The organism is Microbacterium shimangi, from assembly GCF_043556445.1.
Lineage (GTDB): Bacteria > Actinomycetota > Actinomycetes > Actinomycetales > Microbacteriaceae > Microbacterium.
In genome coordinates, this window is record NZ_JBIGII010000003.1 from 497,421 (window position 1) to 517,123 (window position 19,703).

Below are 19,703 nucleotides of genomic sequence, written 5' to 3' on the forward strand. Positions count from 1 at the left end.
CGGGGCCGGGGCGGGCGGAAGCATCCGCCCTCTCCGCCCCTCCGGCGCGCGGAGGGCATATGGCGGGCGGAGGGCGGAATCGCCGCGTAATCCTCCTCCCTCTCCGGTATGCCCTCCGCCGGACGGAGGGGATGACCGGCCCGGGGTGTCACGCTGCGCGGTGCAGTCCCTGCGCGACGGCCCGCATGATGAGCATCTGCACTCCCGGCCAGTCATCGACGATGTGGCGGTAGCCGACGCGGATCACGAAGTACCCGCGGGCCATGAGTTCCGCATCGTGCCGCACGTCTTCATCGCGCTGCGCTCCGACGTGGTGCCCGCCGTCGATCTGCAGAACGAGCCGTTCTCCGAGGAGGAAGTCGACACGGTGCCCGGCGATCCAGGCTTGCGGGACGATGCGCAGACCGAGCCATCTGATCCGCGGGACGACGAAGCTCTCCAGGCCGGAATCCGAGAAAGGGGTTGCGACCTCGAGCACGGCCCGTGCCGTCTCGCGGAGCGGCAGTCGCAGAAGTTCCGCTCGGTCGACGAGGCCTTGCCGGAGGGCCGACTCCCAGACAGCATGGGCGACGTCGAACGGCTGGCACGCTGACACGAGTGCGAGCACGTTCTCGATGGGGTCGGCCAGAGCATCCGGGTGTCGCGGCATCAGAGGCTCCGCCCGGTGCACGCGCGCTCCCGAGAGGTGGACGCGGCCGGCGTGCGCGTTCGCCGCCACATGCGGTCGGTCCACCGCCAGCACCCAGAGACCGATCCGCTGCGCTTGCGTGATGCACGACAACGTGACGCCCGCCCGTGCCGCCGCGATGAGATGTGGATCGGCATCAGGGAGCGCCACCCACGTTCGGCGCACGCGCACGAGAGCTCGCTGCTCCACGGCGGCCGCGATGAGGCCGGGCGGGATGGCGTCGCGGACGAGCTGGGCGCTGCGGACCACCCCGCCCCCTGCTCGCACTCGTTCGGTGACCATGGCGATATCGGCGCTGCGCATGGGCGCAATCATCGACAAGAGGCGGAGCCCCGCGCTCCCGGTCAGCGCGGATGTGGGTAACCCTCCACGGCCGGGGCCCTGGGGAGGGGAACGTGCAACCGGATCCTCCGGCGAGTGGAGGGGGAGCCAGCCCCTCCCGTCAGCGGAGGGCATCTGACCGGCGGAGGGCCGAGCGCCGGAAGATGACCCCTCCCTCCGCGGTATGCCCTCCACCGAGCGGAGGGTCCGCCCTGGCGGGGCGGGGATTCGCGGCGGGGTCGCCGCAGGCGCGGGCGTCGCAGGCGGGGTCGCCGCAGGCGGGGTCGCCGCAGGCGCGGGCGTCGCAGGCGGGGTCGCCCTGGCGGGGCGGGGATGAACGGCGGATGCGTGCCGCACGGGCGGAGATTGCCCGGGGCGCGACGTACGCGCGGCCCTACAATGGCCGCATGGCGGGCGGGAGCGGTAATCCGGAGTGGATGATCCGCGAGGACGCGGGCATGCCCGTGCTGCTCGCCCTCTACCTGCGGCAGGCGATCGGGGTGCGCTCCCCCGACGAGTTGCCCTCGTTGCGCGGAACGCCCGCTCGCACCGGCCCCGATCGTGAGGAAGACGCGCAGGCGCGTCTCGAACGCCAGTGGCTCGAGTACTGGGCGATGACGGTCGAGCCGCAGGCACACCCCTCGCCGGTGCCGCTCGAACTCGTCGACGACTTCGAGACCGTGATCGCGCTGCCGGCCGAGGGGACGGCAGATCTGAGAGCGGCGATCATCCCGCACGCCCCGGCGGCCCTCGCCTATGCCCGGTCGGCGAATGCGCGGTACTCGAGCGACGTGCGGGCGAAGCCCGGGGTGTCGTACCGCGCCTACGCGAGCGCCATCGCCGAACACGAGCGCCGGGTGGGGCGGCGGGCGCACTCGTTCGAGCTGAACGTGCAGGTCTTGCCACTGACCCAGCGGGGCGTGTGGTGGATCGGATCGCTGACGGTGGCGGTGACCGACGGCCTCCGCGGCGACGTCGTGGCCTTCGACGCGGCCATCCACCCGATCATCGCCGAGCTGGCCTGAGCCGAACCCACCCGGGCCGAGTCGGGTACGCGGTCAGTCGGTCAGCTGCACGCGCTCGTGGTCGACGCGCACCTCGCGCGTGCGCCGACCCACGGTGCGGTCGAAGAGGAGCGCGACCGCACCGCCGATGGCGATGCCGATCGGCACGCAGATCAGCACGATGAACCCGAACACCTGCATCGGGGCGTACTCGATGCCCGTGTTGGGGCTGGCCTCCGACGTGCCCGAGAAGGCGAACGTGAGGATCATCGCCGCCACGATCCCGAGGGCTGCCCCAATGATGATGAACACGCTGTACTTCGGCGCGCGCCGCACGCTGACGGTCTCGATCTCGTCAGAGACGGCGGCGGGTGGGGCGTACTCGGGCTCGGGGGCCATGCCCTCATTCTCGCACCGCGCGGGTCGACGGGCCAGTCGGTCTCTCGACGCCTACGACATTCCGCGGCGCCGCTGCCAGGGAAGCGCCTGCATGAGGCTGAGCACGGCGACGATCGAGAGTCCGAGAGCCGCCGCCGTGCCGAGGAGCGGCACGACGAGCGGCGAAAGAGCGGCCACCATCGCCGGCACGAGGCCCTTCGCCGCGGGCAGCGTCGTCACCGCCGCGCTGGCCGAGACCCCCACGGTGGCCGCCGTCGGCACGCTCGGCACCGCATTCGGGGCGGGAAGGCCCGGCGGCATGCGCACCGGGTTCGAGGGCGCGGCGCCGGAGCCGCTTCCCGTGGCCGGGGCGCCGCTGCCGGGCGGCGGCACGGCCACCGGTGCCGCCGCGTCGTAGCTCACGTAGAGCGTGGTCGCCGGCTTCGCCGCATCGCGCGCACCGCCCGAGGAATACCAGTAGGAGTTCTGCCCCGTCAGTTGCTGGTAGTCGACGAAAGACTGCGGAAAGGATCCCCAGAACGACCCCGTCCGCGTCTGCGGGGTGTCGCCCGTGGTGACGGCGACCCCGAGATACTCCGGCACGACCGCGAACCCGACCCCTGCGGAGGTGTCGACGCGCCGCACCTCGGCGAGCACGATCGACCGCTCGGGAAGCTGTTCCCACGCGCTCAGGTCGTCCATGTCGGTGCCGTACCCGCTCGCCGTGCCGACGAGTCGTCCGGAGCCCGACTCGTCGATCGTGAGCACGGGATTCGTGACCGACCAATAGGTCAGTCCGCCGTAGAACGCGACGGTGAACGAACCCGACCACTCGATGCGTGTCGCTCCGCCGGAATCGACCGTTCCCACGCCGCCGTCGATGACCACCTGGTTTCCGCTCGTACTGGTCGTCGAGGCGGAAGACACTTCGCGGCCCTGCGGATCGAGGCAGCGCGACGCGAACGACGCGGCCACCCATTCCCCGTTCGACGCGGGCTTCTCGATGCGCACGGCACCGTCTTGCGGGCGGTACAGGCCGTCGTCCGCACCCCACACGCGCCCGCTTCCGGCGTCACCCGCGCGGCCCGCGCTGAGGAAATTGCAGCCGCCGAAGAACGCGCCCCCGCCCGCCTCTGCGCTGAGCCCCCAGCGCAGTTGCGCATCGTCGATCGCCGTGCCGCCGGGGGTCGGGGTGGGACCCGTGGTCGAATCGGGGACGACCACGATCACGTCGCCGGGCGCCGCCGCGGCGGGCACCGCGGCCCCGACTCCGGCCACGGCGAGAAGAGCGGCCAGCGCGCCGACCGCTGCCAGCCGCCTCATCGGGACACCCCGACAGACTCGGCGGCCACGACAGGTGGCGGGGACGATGCCGATGACGATGCCGATGCCGATGCCGCGCGGCGGCGCGCACGACGACGGCGGCGGGCGCGAAGGAACGCAGCCACCACGCTCGTCACGATGAGCATCAGTGCCAGCACGATGCTCGCGAGCAGCACGGCCACGACCCAGGCCGGCGTTTCGGGCGTGGCGGCGGCTGCGGGCTCGATGCCCGCGCCGTCGGTGACCGTGATCGGCAGTTCTGCGACGGCTCCGGATGCGGCACCCCGCAGCGTCAGCAGATGGGTGCCGTTCTGCGCGTCGGCCGGAACCGGAAGCGCCGCGGCCACTTCGCCCTGCGTGCCCGCGGTGAGCGGACCGACGGCGGCGAGTCCCCCGTCGAGCGACGCCATGATCTGTTCGCCCGGCGTGAATCCCCGGCCGGTGAAGACGATCGCGTTCCCGGCGCGCACGGCCTCGGATTCGACCCCGACCCGCACCTCGCCGACGGGGGTCGACGGGGCGGGCGCCGCATCCGGCGCGGCGTCACCGCCGCCTGTCGCCGCGCCGGCCGCGGGCGCCGCGGCGAAGCTCAGGGGGGTGAAGGTCTCGTTGTTCGCGTTCTTCACGCCGTGCGCACCGATCGTGATGATGCCGCAGGTGACCTGACGGCAGTCGACCGAGACGGTGTTGCCGTCGCGATCCTGACTCTCGAACGACGCGCCGGGAACGACCATTCCGATGCTCCACGACCCGTCGGCGGCCAGCACGCCGTTGGCCGAACTCTCGGTCGAGCTGCCGGCGAAGGCCAGGAAACGCTGGAAGCCGTTGTTCTCGGCCGCCTCCGCATCGGGGACGTATCGGTAGTCCTCGCCGACGACCCCGCCCTGCGACGGGCGCCATGAACCGCCCGACGCGTCGTCGACCCACCCGAAGAGCACGTACACGCCGCCGAAGCCGTTCTGGATCGACTGGAACCCCGTGCCCGAGACGGTGACTTCGGTGGCGTAGTCGGCCGAGACCACCGCGCCGTCCGGTCCCGCGACGGTCACCGTCGCGGCGGCCCAGGCGGGGGTCGCGGCGGCGAGAGACGCGACGACAGAGATGAGGAGGACGATCGCGGCGGCAGCGGCGGAACGGATGCTGCGGCGATCGGGTCGGATGCGGGGGCTCATGCGGTGCGCTCCTGGAACGGGTCGGACAGATCCGCGCTCGCGTCGGCGACGACGACCAGAGCGCCGGTGGGACCGGTGACGACGTGGATCGGGTGACGGTAGACGCGGGTGAGGAGGTCGGGCTTCAGCACCTCGGCCGGAGGCCCGACGGCGATCAGTCGCCCCGACTCGAGCAGGGCGATGCGGTCGGCGTAGGCGGCAGCGAGGGCCAGATCGTGGAGCACCACGATCGCCGCTCCTCCGTTCGCGACGCGTGCCCTGGTGTGGGCGAGCACGCGATGCTGGTGGCGGATGTCGAGGCTCGCGGTCGGCTCGTCGAGCAGGGCGATCTCGCACCCCTGCGCGTGCGACCGGGAGAAGGCCACGCGTGCGCGTTCACCGCCCGACAGCGAGGTCACGGGTCGGTCGGCGTAGGGGCCCACTTCGCCCGCTGCCGCCGCGAGACGCACCGCCTCGTCGTCGCGGTCGGCCTCGGGTCGGCGCCGCCACGGCGCACGGCCCATGCGGATGACGTCGACCGCGCGGAACGGGAACGACACCTCGTTGCTCTGCGTGAGCACCGACCGGCGGCGGGCGCGATCCTCGATCCGGTGCCCTGCGAGCGGTCGGCCGTCGAGTTCGACGACACCGTGGTCGGGGATGCGGTCACCGGCGAGCACCGAGAGGAGCGTCGACTTACCGGCACCGTTCGGACCCACGAGCACGAGCATCTCGCCACGTTGCAGGTCGAGTTCGATCCCCTCGAGCAGCCGGCGTCCGCCGACGCTCACACCGATGTCACGTGCGCTCAGGACGGCGGGCATCACCCCCACCCCCCGGATCGGCGACGGGTGCGACGGAGCAGCCAGAAGAAGAACGGCCCTCCGATGAGCGCCGTGATCATGCCGATCGGCAGCTCCGAGTTCGGCACAGCGGTGCGGGCGACGAGATCGGCGGCCAGGAGCAGCACCGCCCCGCCGAGGATGCTGGCGGGAAGGAGCAGACGATGGCCCGGGCCCAACAGCATCCGCATCAGGTGGGGGATCACGAGTCCGACGAAACCGATGATCCCGCAGAAGGCCACGGCAGCGCACGTGAGGAGCGCGATGACGATGATCGCCACGACGCGCAGTCGTTCGACGCGCACGCCGAGGTGTTCGGCCTGCCGCTCGCCGAGGGCGAGGAGATCGAGCCGCGACGACATGAACAGGCACGCGGTGACGCCCACGAGCGTCAGCGGGGCGACGATCGCGAGGTCTTGCCAGCGGGTGCCGTTGAGCGACCCCAGCTGCCAGAACACGATCTGCTCGCGCTCCTGGGTCGAGCCGAGGTAGGTGAACAGGGCGATCGCGGCCCCGCCGATCGCGTTGACGGCGATGCCCGTCAGGACGAGCGTGACCACCTCGGTGCGCCCGTCCGAGCGCGCAGACGCATAGACGACGACGGTGGCGATCAGGCCACCGACGAAGGCCAGCAGCGGGAGGGTGAACACCCCCGCGAACGACAGGCCGAAGACGATCACGGCCGACGCACCGACCGCGGCACCGGACGAGATGCCGATCACGCCGGGCTCGGCCAAGGGGTTTCGGAACACGCCCTGCATGACCGCGCCCGCGGCCGCCAGCGACGCGCCCACGACGACCGCCATGAGCAGCCGCGGGATGCGCACGAGCCACAGCGTCGCCTCGCCGTTCACGTGCGCCATCGGCGCGCCCGCGGGGAGCGAGAGCCATGCCGCGCCGAGCGAGGAGACGAAGCCGTTCCACGCGCGGCCGAACGACCCGAGCACCTGGTCGGGCGCGATGGACAGCTGCCCGGTTCCGGCCGACACGACGACGAGCGCGACGAGGGCGACCGCCAGCGCGGCGAAGGTTCCCAGGGCGACCCCGCCGCGCTCGCTCCGAACGGCGCCGTTCGCGGGGGCGGTGGTGGGGGCGGGCGCGACGAGCGAGCTCACCCGGCGGACTCCGGGGCGTAGACGGCGACGGCGAGCGCGTCGAGAACCTGGGCGGTGGCGGGGCCGAAGCTGAGGATCGTCGTGTCCGACATGTCGACGATGCGGCGGTTGCGCCCTGCGTCGGTCTGGGCGATCGCCGGCAGATGCTCGGGGAGTCCGTCGACGCCGTCGACCGACTCGAGGCCCTTCGTCATCATGAGGATCAGGTCGGGGTTCGCGTCGATCAACGCCTCGTCGGTCACGGGGCGCAGGCCCTGCCAGCCGATCTCGCCCGCGACGTCGACGCCGCCGAGGGCCGCGATCAGGGTGTCGGCTCCCGACTCCTCGCCGAACAGGTAGTACACGCCCGACTGGCCTCGCACGTACAGGAACATCATGCGTAGGCGGTCGGCGGGATCGGCGGGCACCACCGCGGCGATCTCGGCGACCTTCGCGTCGATCGCCGCGGTCGTGCGCTCGGCGAGTGCGGCACCGCGCTCGGGCACGCCGAGGGAGCCTGCCACCTGCGTGATGAGGGCGCCCACCGAGTCGATCGAGCGGTGCGAGTCGACGACCACGACGGGAATGCCCGCGTCGCGCATCTGCAGAATGGTGTCCCACGGGCCGAGGCTCGAGTCGGTGATGATCACGGTCGGCGCCGCGTCGAGGATGGCCTCGGCGTTGAGGTCGTGTCCGTTCTCGGTGACCAGCGGAAGGTCGGATGCCTCGGGGAACGCGGTCGACACGTCTCGCGCGACGACCGAATCGCCGAGCCCCAGCTCGAACACGATCCGCGACAGCGAGCCGTAGATGTCGAGCGCGAGGATGCGGGTCGTGTCGGTGATGGTCACGCTCGTGCCCTGCGCATCGACGATCGTCGCGGGGAGCGTCTGAGCGCCGTCGGTGACGGGAGAGATCGCGCTGTCGGCAGCCACCGCGGTCGAGGGGCCTTCCCAGGCGAGCGGATCGGCGACCGTCTCGACCTCGGCGAGAGGGGGCGTCGTCGGGCCGAGATCGCCCGACGTGGACGCCTCACCCGTGCACCCGGCGAGGGTGAGTGCGGCCAGGAGCAGCGACGCGGCGACGCCCCTGCGCACGGAGCCCGCTCGAGCGGAGCCCAGCTGCGTTGTTGTCATGACGGCCTCGGGGGATCGAAGAGATGAGTTTCGGTAAGGATAGCCTTACCTTTGTGTTGCCTCGCAACCTGTCCGCATGGTTAGGTAAGCCTCACCTACTGTTCCACACCCGTTTCTGCGGGTGACGCCCGGCACCCGAACCCGCCGGGCGGCCAGGGATGGGCTCACGAAAGGAACGAACGTGGATTCTTCGACCATGCGTCGACGGCTCGCCCGCTCGACCGCCGTCGTCGCGGCTGCGGCACTGGCTCTCGGGGGCGGCTTCGCTCTCGCGGCGCCGGCGAACGCGGCCGAGACCTCGGTGACCGACGCCGTCTTCCGCTGGGGGATCAACAACGAGTCGAACTCCGCGGCCTTCGCGCCGGGGACGTTCAACCTGCTCAGCGCGGGAGTCGTCACCGCGACCTCACCGAGCGACCGCGTCACGGCGGCGAACTGGCAGCAGAGCGACGGGGACACCCGCATCCTGAAACTCCAGAGCGATGGCAGCTATGCGGCTGCGACGTTCGCGGGCCTGAACACGGATGCTGCGGGCACCCGCATCACGACCGGCAACGGCCTCAGCTCAGGCCACATCGTCGAGATCGGCGCCGGCACCGGCACGGTCGACCCCGCCGCCGGCACCGCCGAGATCCAGTGGAGCGGCACGTTCACCTCGGCGTACTACTCCGGGATGACGCGCTCGTGGATCACCGATCCGCGCCTCAGCGTCGCCGCGGACGGCACCGGCACCCTCACCGCCACGCTCGGCGGCTACGGCACGTCGATGGACGACCCGGAGAAGTTCGAAACGCTCGCGCCCGTCGAAGACGTCACGATCGCCACGCTGGCGAACGTGGAGGTCGACGCCGACGGCTTCAGCGTCACCCCCGACTACCTCGGTCGCACGGTGGACGTCGGCGCCGGAAGCCCCCAGGTCACCACGGGCCCCGCTGCGGGCGCGTTCCCCCAGGAGTTCGTCGACTTCCAGGTGAAGACCGGCCAGGGCCCGTACTGGTACTCCACGGGCGGGGCCGCCGACGCCCGCAAGCCCGCCACGGCCCTGTCGGTCGCGTACACCGCGGCTCCGGTCGTCGCGGCCCCCGCGGTCACCGTCTCGAAGTCGTCGCAGGTCGACCCGGCCGGCGAGGTCGTCACCGTGAGCGGCGCCGGATTCTTGCCGGCGGGCACCGCGACCACCGGAACGCGCCCGCCCCTGGCCGGCAAGTTCACCGGCGCCTACGTCGTGTTCGGCAAGTTCCTCGACACCTGGAAGCCGACCGCCGATGCTCCCAGCTCGGCACGGAAAGGCTTCGTGACCAAGTGGGCGCTGCCCGCGGAGAGCATCGAGACGGTCGGCGGCGCGAACGCCGGCGCCATCGAGCTGAAGGCGGACGGCACGTTCTCGGTCGACCTCACCGTCTTGGCGACCGACGAGAACAACCTTCTCGCGGGCAACTACGGCATCTACACCTACGCCGCCGGCGGCCCGAAGTACGCGCCGTTCGAGACGTTCACCCCGCTCACCTTCCTGGGTGAGGGCGATGTCGTCGTGGAGGTTCCCGAGCAGCCCGAAGAGCCCTCCGGCTCGTTCGGGTGGGATTTCGCGAGCAGCAGCCCCGCGAACCTCGGCGTCGCGGCACCGAGCGGCGCGAACTTCGCGGCGTCGGGCTCCCTCAGCAACATCGAGGTCAGCGACACCCGCACGGGTGGCAGCTCGCCCTACTCGTGGTCGGTGTCGGGCCAGGCCGGCGACTTCGCCGCCGGCGCCCAGACGTTCTCGAGCGGATTCCTCGGCTGGGCGCCGAAGGTCGTCGCGGGCGGCGCCTCGGTCACCGCCGGTGACGCGGTCACCTCGACACAGACCGGCGGCACGGGTCTCGCGTCATCGCGGGTGCTCGCGTCGTCGACCGCCGCGGCCAGCGCCACGATCGGCGCCGACCTGACCCTCGTCATCCCGGGCACCACCGCCGCGGGTGCCTACACCAGCAAGATCACCATCACGGCGCTTGCGAATTAGCGCAGGTTCGGGGGTTCCGGCACCCGCCGGGACCCCCGAACTCATCGCCCGCCGCTCTGCGCCCGACCCACCCGCCGCACCGCCCCGTCACCGAAATGAACCCCGTGCCTGCACCCCGCCTCCCCCGCATTCCGGTGGCCCTCGTGGCGTCCGTCCTGTTCGTCGTCGCATCGCCCGCAGCCGTCCACGCGACGACGACAGGTGACGTCGGATGGACCGTGCAGACCGTCGACAACGACAACGGGTCCGGGCGGGGCAGCTTCTCCTACGAACTCGACCCCGGGGGAACCCTGACCGACGCGATGCGCGTAGTCAACACCGGCACGGCGGCGCTTCCGCTCGACGTCTACGCCGCCGACGCGTTCACGACCGCCGGCGGCGACATCGATCTCGTCACCGGTGGGTCGCCGTCGACCGACGCCGGCCTCTGGGTCTCGGTCGACGCCCCCCAGATCGTCCTGCAACCGGGCGAGCAGACCGACATCGCCTTCACCATCACCGTTCCCGCCGATGCCGCACCCGGCGACCACGCCGCCGGCCTCGTGACCTCGCTCGTCAGCCAGGACGACAACCAGACCCTGGCGGTCGATCGACGCCTGGGCACCCGGGTCAACGTGCGCGTGACGGGCGCCCTCCTCCCGGGCGCCGCGGTCGAGAACGTCCGAACCTCGTTCGCGCCCTCGTGGAACCCTTTCGAAGCCGGCACGCTCGTCGTCGACTACACGGTGCGCAACGCCGGGAACACGCGCCTCACCGGCGCCGACACGGTCAGCGCGGCGGGTCCTGCCGGACTTCTCGCCACCGTCGCGACGGCGCAGCGGATTCCCGAGATCATCCCCGGCTCGGCCGTCGAGGTGCGCCGCGAACTGCAGGTGGTCTCGCTCGGCTGGCTGTCGGGCAGGGTCGAACTCTCGCCCGAGGCGGTAGGCCTCGGGGCGGGGAACATCGCGCCCGTCGCGGTCGCCTACTCCGCCGGCGCCGTGCCGTGGAGCCTGGTGATCCTGCTCGGGATTATCGCGGGCGGCGTCGTGGCGGCCGTGCTCCTCGTCCGCTCCCGACGACGCATCGCGGGCGAACCGGCCGTCGCCTCGGCTCCGTCAGGGGCGCAGGGGCAGCAGGGCTGAGAAGTCGGCCCGCACACCCGAGGCGTTGATGCGGCCCGCGGCAGCAGCATCCGCCCACTGCTCGCCCCCGGTCGCCAAAGCGATCCACGTCGCAGCGTCGGTCTCGACGACGTTCGGCGGTGTGCCGCGGGTGTGCCGCGGCCCCTCGATCACCTGCACCGCCCCGAAGGGCGGCACGCGCACTTCGACGGAGTTGCCCGGGGCCTTCTCGACGAGCAACTGCAGCAGGTAACGCACCGCCATGGCCAGGTCGGTGCGGGCCGGTGGCCGACCCGCGGCATCGGCCGCGGCGACCGCACCCAGAGCCGCCCGTCCGTCGCCGGTCTCGATCCTTCGCGCCATGCCTCCACGCTATGCCTCCACGCTGTGCCCGTGCCCGCCCCCGCCCCGCACTTACTCAGGCTGAATGCTTCGGGCGGTGGGCTTCGGCCCCGAAACGGCGCGGATCGTGCGTTTGCGCCCGGTCGGGCAGCCTGAATTCGTGCAGCTCGGGGTGTCGACAGAGGGGCTCTGTAGGCTGACCGGGTGAGAATCCTCGTCCTCGGCTCCGGTGCTCGCGAGCACGCCATCATCGTCGCGCTGCGCTCCGAAGACGAGCCCCACGCGATCTTCGCCGCACCCGGAAACGCGGGCATCGCCGCCGACGCGCACCTGGTCGACCTCGACCCGACCGACCCCGAGGCGGTCACCGCCTTCGCCCACGACGAGGCGATCGATCTCGTGGTGATCGGCCCCGAGGCACCGCTGATCGCCGGCGTCGGCGACGCCCTGCGCACCCGCGGCATCCCGGTGTTCGGCCCGGGCAGGGCGGCCGCGCAGCTCGAGGGCTCGAAAGCGTTCGCGAAGCGTGTGATGGATGCGGCGGGCGTTCCGACCGGGCGCGCCATCCGCGCGCGCGACTCCGCCGCCGTCGCCGCGGCTCTCGACGAGCTCGGAGCGCCCTACGTGGTGAAGGCCGACGGACTCGCCGCCGGTAAGGGCGTCGTCGTGACCGATGACCGCGCCGCCGCGATCGGGCACGCCGAAGCGTTCCTCCCGAGCGGCCCGGTGCTCGTCGAGGAGTTCCTCGACGGCCCCGAGGTCTCGCTGTTCTTCCTCTCCGACGGCGACACCGTGCGCGCGCTGAGCCCGGCGCAGGACTACAAGCGTCTCGGCGACGGCGACCTCGGCCCGAACACGGGCGGCATGGGCGCCTACTCCCCCCTGCCCTGGTTGTCGGAGCGCTTCGGCGGCGAAGACGAATTCGTCGACCTCGTCACCCGCGAGGTGGCCGAGCCCGTCATCCGGCAGCTCGACGCCGAGGGCACGCCCTTCATCGGACTGCTCTACGCGGGCCTGATCCTCACCGACGCGGGGGTGCGCGTGATCGAGTTCAACGCCCGCTTCGGCGACCCCGAGACGCAGGTCGTGCTGCCCCGCCTGATCGATCCCCTCTCGCAGCTGCTGCTGGCGACGGCATCCGGAACCCTCGAGAGCCACTCGAAGCCGGCCTTCGCCGAGGCCGTGGCCGTGACCGTGGTGCTCGCGAGCCAGGGCTACCCTGACGCGCCGGTCACCGGCCGTGCGCTGCATGGAACGGACGCCGCCGCCGACGTCGACGGTGTCCACCTCGCCCATGGGGCGACCGCGCGCACCGACGACGGCCTCATCGCCACGGGCGGACGCGTGCTCAGCGTCGTCGCCCTCGGCTCGACGTTCGCAGAGGCCCGCGGCATCGCCTACGAGGCGATCGAGCTCATCGACCTCGAGGGCGGGCAGTACCGCACCGACATCGCCGCCCGCGTCGTCGAAGACTGACGCAGGCGAGCGCGCGACGGCTCACCCCTCGCCGCCGAGCCTCCCGGCCAGGCGATCGTGCATGGCAGTGCTCGACGCGTTGAGCCCGGTGAGTTCGACCGTCTTGCCGCGGCGGGCGTACTTGGTCGTGATCGCGTCGAGGGCCGCGACGCTCGAGGCGTCCCAGATATGCGATCCCGAGAGATCGATGACGACGCGAGCGGGGTCGTCGGCGTAGTCGAACTGCGTCGTGAGGTCGTTGCTCGAGGCGAAGAACAGCTCGCCGTCGACCCGGTAGCGCGCGACCGCGGTCGCAGCATCCGCCCCTTCGAGCGTTCGGGTGACCGTGGCGAAACGGGCGATGCGCCGAGCGAAGAGGACCATCGCGGCCACGACGCCGACGATCACGCCGATCGCGAGGTTGTGAGTCCAGACGGTGAAGACGACCGTGAGCACCATGACCGCCGTTTCGCTCTTCGGGAGGCGACGGAGAGTGGCCGGGCGGATGCTGTGCCAGTCGAAAGTCGCTATCGAGACGACGATCATCACCGCGACGAGCGCCGCCATCGGGATGATCGCGACGACGTCGCCCAAGGCCAGAACGAGGATCAGGAGGAAGACCCCGGCGAGGAACGTCGAGATACGGGTGCGCGCGCCGGAGGCCTTCACGTTGATCATCGTCTGACCGATCATCGCGCAGCCGCCCATTCCTCCGAAGGCGCCCGAGAGCATGTTCGCCACGCCCTGGGCCCACGCCTCGCGCGTCTTGCGCGAGTGGGTGTCGGTGATCTCGTCGACGAGCTTGGCCGTCATGAGCGATTCGAGCAGGCCCACCACCGCCATGGCCAACGCGTAGGGCGCGATGATCCGCAGCGTGTCGAGGGTGAGCGGAACCTGCGGGAAGAACAGCTCGGGGAGGCTCTGCGGCAGCTGACCCTGATCCCCCACCGTGGGCACGCTGATCGAGAACACGACGACCGCGCCGGTCAAGAGAAGGATCGCGACCAGCGGGGCCGGGACGACCCGGGTCAGCCGCGGAAGCAGGAACATGATGAGGAGGCCGACGACCACCAGCGGGTAGACCATCCAGGGCACGCCGAGCAGCTGCGGAACCTGAGAGACGAAGATCAGGATGGCGAGCGCGTTGACGAACCCGACCATGACGCTGCGGGGAATGAATCGCATGAGCTTCGCCACCCCCAGCACCGCCAGCACGATCTGAATCGCTCCACCGAGCAGCACCGTGGCGATGAAATAGTCCATGCCGTGCTCTCGGACCACCGGTGCGATCACCAGCGCGACGGCACCGGTCGCGGCGGTGATCATCGCCGGGCGCCCGCCGAGGAACGCGATGGAGACCGCCATCACGAATGACGAGAACAGCCCCACCCGCGGATCGACCCCCGCGATGATCGAGAACGCGATGGCTTCGGGAATGAGCGCGATGGCGACAACCAGACCGGCGAGAACCTCACGGGTGAGGAGCCGGGGGCTCCGAAGTGCTTGCAGCACGCTCGGCTCGATGCGGTAACGCGAGGCACTCTCGGACGGGTGGGGGGCGACAGAGGTCATCGGGGCTTCCTAGTGGGGGATCGGGCGGACCGGCCGTGCGCGCCCCGTTGCGCGCAGCCGTCGTCGACACGGAGAGAATGGGATGCGGCGGAAACCCGCCGAATGCAACTCTACCCTTACGTAAGGGTTGATGGAGGAATCGTGGCAGATAGGACGATGCACATCGGCGAGCTCGCCGAACGCACGGGACTGTCACTGCGCTCCCTCCGCCACTGGGACGAGATCGGGCTCGTCGCTCCGTCGGGACGCAGCGAGGGCAACTTCCGGCTCTACTCCGAGGCCGACGAGGCGAAGGTCCGCTTCGTGATGCTGATGAAGCCGCTGGGCTTCAGCCTCGACGAGATCGCGGAATTGGTCGCCTCGCGCGACGCTTCGCCGCAGCGTCCGCTCGACGCCCTCACCCCCGCGCGGCGTGCGCACTTCGCCGAGGCGGCGCGATCACGCCGGGAGAAGCTTCGCCGCGACCTCGCCGCCGCCGACGACTTCCTCGCGATCGCCGAGGGCGACTGAGCGACTCGATCTCGCGCACCCGCGGCGGGCTGAGGGGATCCCGGATGCTGAGGACTCACGCAGACGCGGGGATCCTCAGCATCCGAGAATCCCTCAGTTCTCGGTGGCGACGGCGGCGGCAGGCGCGCGGTGACGGTCGCGGGCGGGGATCACCGTCGGGCGGCGGAGGAACAGTACGGCGATGATGCCGATGACGATGACACCCGCGGGCAACAGGATGGTCTGCGACATCGCCTCGGCGAAGCCCGCTGCGACCTCGGGCGGCAGTGCTCCGCCGGCGAACCCGCTCGTCGCATCGCCCGCACCGGGCAGGTTGGCCTCGAGCCGCGACTGCATGAAAGCGGCGATAGCGGCCGAGCCGAGCACCGAACCGACCGTTCGCGTCGTGTTGTAGATGCCGGCACCGGCGCCCGCCTGATGAGGCGGCAGCATGCGCGTGGCCGTGGTCGCCAACGGACCCCACATGCCCGCGTTGCCGATGCCCATCATCGCCGAGGGCAGGAGGAACATCCAGATCGGGGTGTCGAGGTTCATCAGCGACGAGTACCAGACGAGCGACCCTCCGACGAGGAGCAGCCCGGGAACGAGCAGGAACCGCGGATCGGTGCGGTCGAGCAGCTTGCCGGCGAACGGCGCGAGCACCCCCGAGAGCACGGCCATGGGGATGAGGAGGAGCGCCGACTGCGTGGGCGTGAGTCCGCGGGCGAGCTGGATGAAGAAGAACAGCGGCAACGTCATGCTCGTCACGGTGAAACCGACCGTCGTGATCGCGAGGTTCGCGACCGAGAAGTTGCGCTCTCTGAACAGGTCGAGGGGCACGAGCGGTTCGCGCGTGGTGCGCGCCTGGGTCCAGATGAACACGGCGAGCACGGCGAGACCGCCGGCGATCATGACCCAGACCCATGGCGCCCAGTCGAAGTGCTCGCCCTCCTGCAGGCCGAAGACGATGAGGAAGAGGGCGATCGCGCTGAGGACGACGCCCGGGATGTCGAAGCGGTGCGGGCTGGTCTGCAGCTGCGGCACGAGCCGCCAGGCGGCGACGAAGGCGATCACGCCGACGGGGATGTTGATGAAGAAGATCCACTCCCAACCGAGGCCGTCGACGAGGAGACCTCCGGCGAGGGGGCCGACGAGGGTCGCGACGCCGGCCGTGGCACCCCACAGGCCCATGGCGGCTCCCCGCCGCTCGGCCGGGAAGGTGCGGGTGATCACGGCCATGGTCTGCGGCGTCATCATCGCGGCACCGAGGCCTTGGACGGCCCGGGCGACGACCAGCATCTCGAGCGACCCCGAGAGTCCGCAGACGAGGGAGGCGAGGGTGAAGACGGCCAGACCGATGAGGTAGATGTTCTTCGGCCCGAAGCGGTCGCCGAGGCGGCCCGTGATGAGCAGCGGCACGGCGTAGGCCAGGAGATAGGCGCTGGTGACCCACACGACGTTGTCGAGGTTGTTGGTCGCAGGGTCGAGCGCCGCCTTGATCGCGGGGTTCGCGACCGAGACGATCGTCGTGTCTACCAGGATCATGAAGAAGCCGATGACGAGCGCGAACAGCGCGGGCCACGGGCTTCGGGCGGGGGCGGCGACAGGGGCAGCCGGGGAGCGGTCGGTCATTGTTCTCGGTTCTCTCTGAGGAGTCGAAGGTAGGGATCGGGGGCGACCTCGTCGATGCCCCACGGCAGCGACCCGTCGGCCAAGGCCGCCAGGAGCGCGTCGAGCCAGATGAGATCGGCGGCCAGGAGAGCGCTTTCGCGCTGCACCTCGACGAGGAATTGGCCGGGGACGCTGCGGGTGGCCGCCCCCGCGAGGTCGTCTCTGAGTTCGTCGAGATGGTCGGCGAGAAGCCCGCGGCGGGTGGCGAGGAGTTCTCCCACCTCCACTCGGTCGAGGTTGTGGGCCTCGGCGAGCGCGATGCGGAATTCGAGCGGGCGATCGATCCGCGGAAGCTCGCGCCGCACCCATTCGGCGACGAGGTCGCCGCCCGGGTCGGCCAGTCGATAGGTCGTCCGCTCCGGCCGGTTCCCGTCGCGGTCGACCCCCACCTCGGCGAGCAACCCGTCACGCTCGAGACGCGCGATCGTGTGATAGAACGTGCCGTTCTGGATGCGGACGAGCCGGTCGTCGCGCCGATGTCGCAGGAGTCGCATCATCTCGTAGGGGTGCATGTCGCCTTCGCGCAGCAGCGCGAGCACCATCACCCCGAGGGGGGTGAGCTTGGCAGCATCCATCATTACTCCGGTTCGACTAGTCCACATGGACTATACGCGCGAAGTCGAGGTCGGGCAAGCGCGGCGCCCCGCGATAATGGGCGGATGCCTACGACGACCGAACTGCCCGGCTGGCGCCATGTCTATTCCGGCAAAGTGCGCGACCTCTACGTCCCCGACGGCGGCGACGCCGCCGGGCGCATGCTGGTGGTCGCCAGCGACCGGGTGAGCGCGTTCGATCACGTGCTCTCGCCCGGCATCCCCGGCAAAGGCGAACTGCTGACGGCGCTCAGCCTCTGGTGGTTCGACCGCCTCGACGGCGGAGACGGCGGTCGCCGCATCGCGAACCACCTCGTCGCCGACCACGAGCTCGTCGGCGATGAAGCCCGAGAACTCATCCCCCGCGAGGTGGTCGCCCGGTCGATGCTCGTGCGCTCGCTCGAGATGGAACCCATCGAGTGCGTCGTGCGCGGCTACCTCACCGGGTCGGGCTGGCTCGAATACCAGGCGTCCGGCACCGTCTGCGGGATCGCCCTGCCCGCGGGCCTGGCGAACGGCGACCGGCTGCCCGAGCCGATCTTCACCCCCGCCTTCAAGGCCCCGCTCGGCGAGCACGACGAGAACATCTCGTTCGAGCGCACCGTCGAGCTCGTGGGCGCCGACACGGCGGCAGAACTCCGCGACACCTCGCTCGAGATCTACCGACGGGCCGCCGACACCGCCGAGGAGCACGGCCTGATCCTGGCCGACACGAAGTTCGAGTTCGGCCGCGACGACGGCGGAGTCTTGACCCTCGCCGACGAGGTGCTCACCAGCGACTCGTCGCGGTACTGGGATGCGGCGGCCTGGCACACGGGCACGACACCCGACGAGCGCATGGCCAGCTTCGACAAGCAGATTGTCCGAGACTGGCTGGCCGCGCAGTGGGTGCCCCGCGAGGGCGAGCCGCCCGAGCTCCCCGCCGACATCGTCGAGCGCACCCGCGCCCGCTACGCCGAGCTTCTCGAACGGCTCACCGCGGGCTGATCGGCGGGTGTCCACGCAATCCGCCCGAAACGCGCGCGTCGGTAGGGTGACGGAAGCGAACCTCCGGGAGGAACATCATGGCGATCTGGAAGCTGCACGGAAACGGCCGCACCGTCGCACCCGGGGCCGTCGTCGGCCCCGACGAGCGACTGAACTGGGGGGCGACCGTCGCGATCGGCCTGCAGCACGTCATCGCGATGTTCGGCGCGACGTTCCTGGTGCCGGTGCTGACGGGTTTCCCCGTCTCGACCACTCTCTTCTTCTCGGGCGTGGGCACCCTGCTGTTCCTCGTCGTCACCCGCAACAAGCTGCCCAGCTACCTCGGCTCGTCGTTCGCGTTCATCGCCCCGATCACCGCGGCGACCGCGACGGCCGGGATGGGGTCGGCTCTCGCCGGCATCGTCGCCGTCGGTCTGCTGCTCGCGGCGGTCGGCGTCATCGTGCAGTTCGCCGGCCTGACCTGGGTCGACAAGCTCATGCCGCCCGTGGTCGCCGGGGCGATCGTCGCGCTGATCGGGTTCAACCTCGCGCCGGTCGCGTGGTCGTCGTTCCGCCTGGCTCCCCTGACCGGCACGATCACCCTCGCGGCCGTCATCCTGTTCAGCGTGCTCTTCCGCGGATTCCTCGGGCGCATCTCGATCTTCCTCGGCGTCATCGTCGGCTACATCGCCGCCCTCATCCAGCGGGAGATCGACTTCGGCCCCGTCGCCGATGCCGCGTGGATCGGTCTTCCCGAGTTCCAGCTCGCCGACGTCACGTCGCCCGAGACGTGGTCGGTGATCGCGATGTTCCTCCCCGTGGTGCTCGTCCTCGTCGCCGAGAACGTCGGGCACGTCCGCGGCGTGGCCACGATGACGGATGCGTCGATCAACCGCTCGACCGGACGCGCCCTCATCGCCGACGGTGCCGCCACCACCCTCGCCGGCCTCTTCGGCGGTTCGGGCACGACGACCTACGGCGAGAACATCGGGGTCATGGCCGCCACCCGCGTCTACTCGACGGCGGTCTACTGGATCGCGGGCGCGGCCGCCATCGTCCTGAGCCTCTCGCCCAAGATCGGTGCAGTCTTCAACACCATTCCCCCGGGCGTCCTCGGCGGGGTCACCACCGCGCTGTACGGACTCATCGGCATCATCGGCATCAAGATCTGGGTCGACAACCGCGTGGACTTCTCGCGTCCGGTCAACCAGTACACCGGCGCCGTCGCCCTCGTGCTCGCCGTCGCCGGCTTCACGATGGAGTGGGGCGACTTCCAGCTCGGCGCGATCGTGCTGGGCTCGGTCGCCGCTCTCGTCATCTACCACCTCGGCAACCTCGTCGCGCGCCTGCGCAAGACCGGTGCCGACGACGGCGGCCCGATCCCCGCCGTCGGTCCCCTCGGCGGCGATCCGCTCTAGACCCGGGCCACGCCGCATCCGCCCCTCCCCGCCGCGCGGAACGTCGCAGCTGCGGAGGAGAATTCAGCTTCGGAGGACGGCCGGGATCGGTCCGGCCCTCCGAACGCGATATCTCCTCCGAACGCGCGGTGGTGAGCGCGGCGGCGAGGGCGGCGGCG

The 19,703-nt window shown here is 71.0% G+C and carries 18 protein-coding genes; 7 read left to right on the plus strand and 11 right to left on the minus strand.

The window, feature by feature from the left end:
- Positions 1-148 precede the first annotated feature (148 nt).
- The gene (locus tag ACFXQA_RS03970) at positions 149-991 is read right to left on the minus strand and encodes an endonuclease domain-containing protein (protein WP_394518496.1); all 843 of its coding nucleotides are present in this window, start codon (positions 989-991) and stop codon (positions 149-151) included.
- A 425-nt stretch (positions 992-1,416) separates the two neighbouring features.
- Here ACFXQA_RS03970 and ACFXQA_RS03975 point away from each other — a divergent pair, with 425 nt between their 5' ends.
- Positions 1,417-2,034, plus strand: coding sequence for a zinc-binding alcohol dehydrogenase (locus ACFXQA_RS03975; protein WP_394518497.1), 618 nt, complete (start codon positions 1,417-1,419; stop codon positions 2,032-2,034).
- A gap of 33 nt (positions 2,035-2,067) precedes the next feature.
- Here the strand turns inward: ACFXQA_RS03975 and ACFXQA_RS03980 are convergent, their stop codons facing one another.
- Genes ACFXQA_RS03980 through ACFXQA_RS04005 form a run of 6 tightly spaced genes read right to left on the minus strand, consistent with a single transcriptional unit; the run spans position 2,068 to position 7,937 of the window.
- Positions 2,068-2,412, minus strand: coding sequence for a YtxH domain-containing protein (locus ACFXQA_RS03980; RefSeq protein ID WP_394518498.1), 345 nt, complete (start codon positions 2,410-2,412; stop codon positions 2,068-2,070).
- Between the two features lie 51 nt (positions 2,413-2,463).
- Positions 2,464-3,714 (minus strand): hypothetical protein, encoded by a 1,251-nt coding sequence (locus ACFXQA_RS03985; protein WP_394518499.1) that lies wholly within the window; start codon positions 3,712-3,714, stop codon positions 2,464-2,466.
- Positions 3,711-4,886, minus strand: a complete 1,176-nt coding sequence (locus tag ACFXQA_RS03990) for a hypothetical protein (protein ID WP_394518500.1) — start codon at positions 4,884-4,886, stop codon at positions 3,711-3,713. Before ACFXQA_RS03990 ends, ACFXQA_RS03985 begins: the two co-directional genes overlap by 4 nt.
- Positions 4,883-5,689, minus strand: a complete 807-nt coding sequence (locus ACFXQA_RS03995; RefSeq protein ID WP_394518501.1) for a heme ABC transporter ATP-binding protein — start codon at positions 5,687-5,689, stop codon at positions 4,883-4,885. Before ACFXQA_RS03995 ends, ACFXQA_RS03990 begins: the two co-directional genes overlap by 4 nt.
- Positions 5,689-6,822, minus strand: a complete 1,134-nt coding sequence (locus ACFXQA_RS04000) for a FecCD family ABC transporter permease (protein ID WP_394518502.1) — start codon at positions 6,820-6,822, stop codon at positions 5,689-5,691. Before ACFXQA_RS04000 ends, ACFXQA_RS03995 begins: the two co-directional genes overlap by 1 nt.
- On the minus strand, positions 6,819-7,937 hold the full coding sequence (locus ACFXQA_RS04005; protein WP_394518503.1) for a heme/hemin ABC transporter substrate-binding protein: 1,119 nt from the start codon (positions 7,935-7,937) through the stop codon (positions 6,819-6,821). Before ACFXQA_RS04005 ends, ACFXQA_RS04000 begins: the two co-directional genes overlap by 4 nt.
- Positions 7,938-8,118: 181 nt before the next feature.
- On the opposite strand from ACFXQA_RS04005, the gene ACFXQA_RS04010 reads away from it, so the two are divergent.
- Both ACFXQA_RS04010 and ACFXQA_RS04015 read left to right on the plus strand, forming a co-directional pair.
- On the plus strand, positions 8,119-9,936 hold the full coding sequence (locus ACFXQA_RS04010) for a hypothetical protein (protein ID WP_394518504.1): 1,818 nt from the start codon (positions 8,119-8,121) through the stop codon (positions 9,934-9,936).
- A 104-nt stretch (positions 9,937-10,040) separates the two neighbouring features.
- Positions 10,041-11,060: a WxL protein peptidoglycan domain-containing protein gene (locus ACFXQA_RS04015; RefSeq protein WP_394518505.1), complete on the plus strand. Its 1,020-nt coding sequence runs from the start codon at positions 10,041-10,043 to the stop codon at positions 11,058-11,060.
- Here the strand turns inward: ACFXQA_RS04015 and ACFXQA_RS04020 are convergent.
- Positions 11,034-11,402 carry a sterol carrier family protein gene (locus tag ACFXQA_RS04020; RefSeq protein ID WP_394518506.1) on the minus strand — a complete coding sequence of 123 codons (369 nt, stop codon included), beginning with the start codon at positions 11,400-11,402 and terminating at the stop codon, positions 11,034-11,036. The genes ACFXQA_RS04015 and ACFXQA_RS04020 overlap by 27 nt on opposite strands.
- Before the next feature lie 183 nt (positions 11,403-11,585).
- On the opposite strand from ACFXQA_RS04020, the gene purD reads away from it, so the two are divergent.
- The gene (gene purD / locus ACFXQA_RS04025; RefSeq protein WP_394518507.1) at positions 11,586-12,857 is read left to right on the plus strand and encodes a phosphoribosylamine--glycine ligase; all 1,272 of its coding nucleotides are present in this window, start codon (positions 11,586-11,588) and stop codon (positions 12,855-12,857) included.
- Positions 12,858-12,878: 21 nt separating this feature from the next.
- Here purD and ACFXQA_RS04030 read toward each other — a convergent pair whose 3' ends face one another.
- Positions 12,879-14,408, minus strand: coding sequence for a SulP family inorganic anion transporter (locus tag ACFXQA_RS04030; protein ID WP_394518508.1), 1,530 nt, complete (start codon positions 14,406-14,408; stop codon positions 12,879-12,881).
- A gap of 141 nt (positions 14,409-14,549) precedes the next feature.
- Between ACFXQA_RS04030 and ACFXQA_RS04035 the strand changes: the two genes are divergently transcribed.
- Entirely contained in the window at positions 14,550-14,918 is a 369-nt protein-coding gene (locus ACFXQA_RS04035) for a MerR family transcriptional regulator (RefSeq protein ID WP_394518509.1), read from the plus strand.
- 93 nt (positions 14,919-15,011) lie between these two features.
- Here ACFXQA_RS04035 and ACFXQA_RS04040 read toward each other — a convergent pair whose 3' ends face one another.
- Positions 15,012-16,529, minus strand: coding sequence for a DHA2 family efflux MFS transporter permease subunit (locus ACFXQA_RS04040; RefSeq protein WP_394518510.1), 1,518 nt, complete (start codon positions 16,527-16,529; stop codon positions 15,012-15,014).
- Entirely contained in the window at positions 16,526-17,170 is a 645-nt protein-coding gene (locus ACFXQA_RS04045; protein WP_394518511.1) for a PadR family transcriptional regulator, read from the minus strand. The genes ACFXQA_RS04040 and ACFXQA_RS04045 overlap by 4 nt, the downstream gene beginning before the upstream one ends.
- A gap of 57 nt (positions 17,171-17,227) precedes the next feature.
- Between ACFXQA_RS04045 and ACFXQA_RS04050 the strand changes: the two genes are divergently transcribed.
- Together ACFXQA_RS04050 and ACFXQA_RS04055 are read left to right on the plus strand one after the other, a co-directional pair.
- Positions 17,228-18,148 (plus strand): phosphoribosylaminoimidazolesuccinocarboxamide synthase, encoded by a 921-nt coding sequence (locus ACFXQA_RS04050; protein WP_394518512.1) that lies wholly within the window; start codon positions 17,228-17,230, stop codon positions 18,146-18,148.
- 77 nt (positions 18,149-18,225) lie between these two features.
- Positions 18,226-19,545: a uracil-xanthine permease family protein gene (locus ACFXQA_RS04055; RefSeq protein WP_394518513.1), complete on the plus strand. Its 1,320-nt coding sequence runs from the start codon at positions 18,226-18,228 to the stop codon at positions 19,543-19,545.
- Positions 19,546-19,703: the final 158 nt, after the last annotated feature.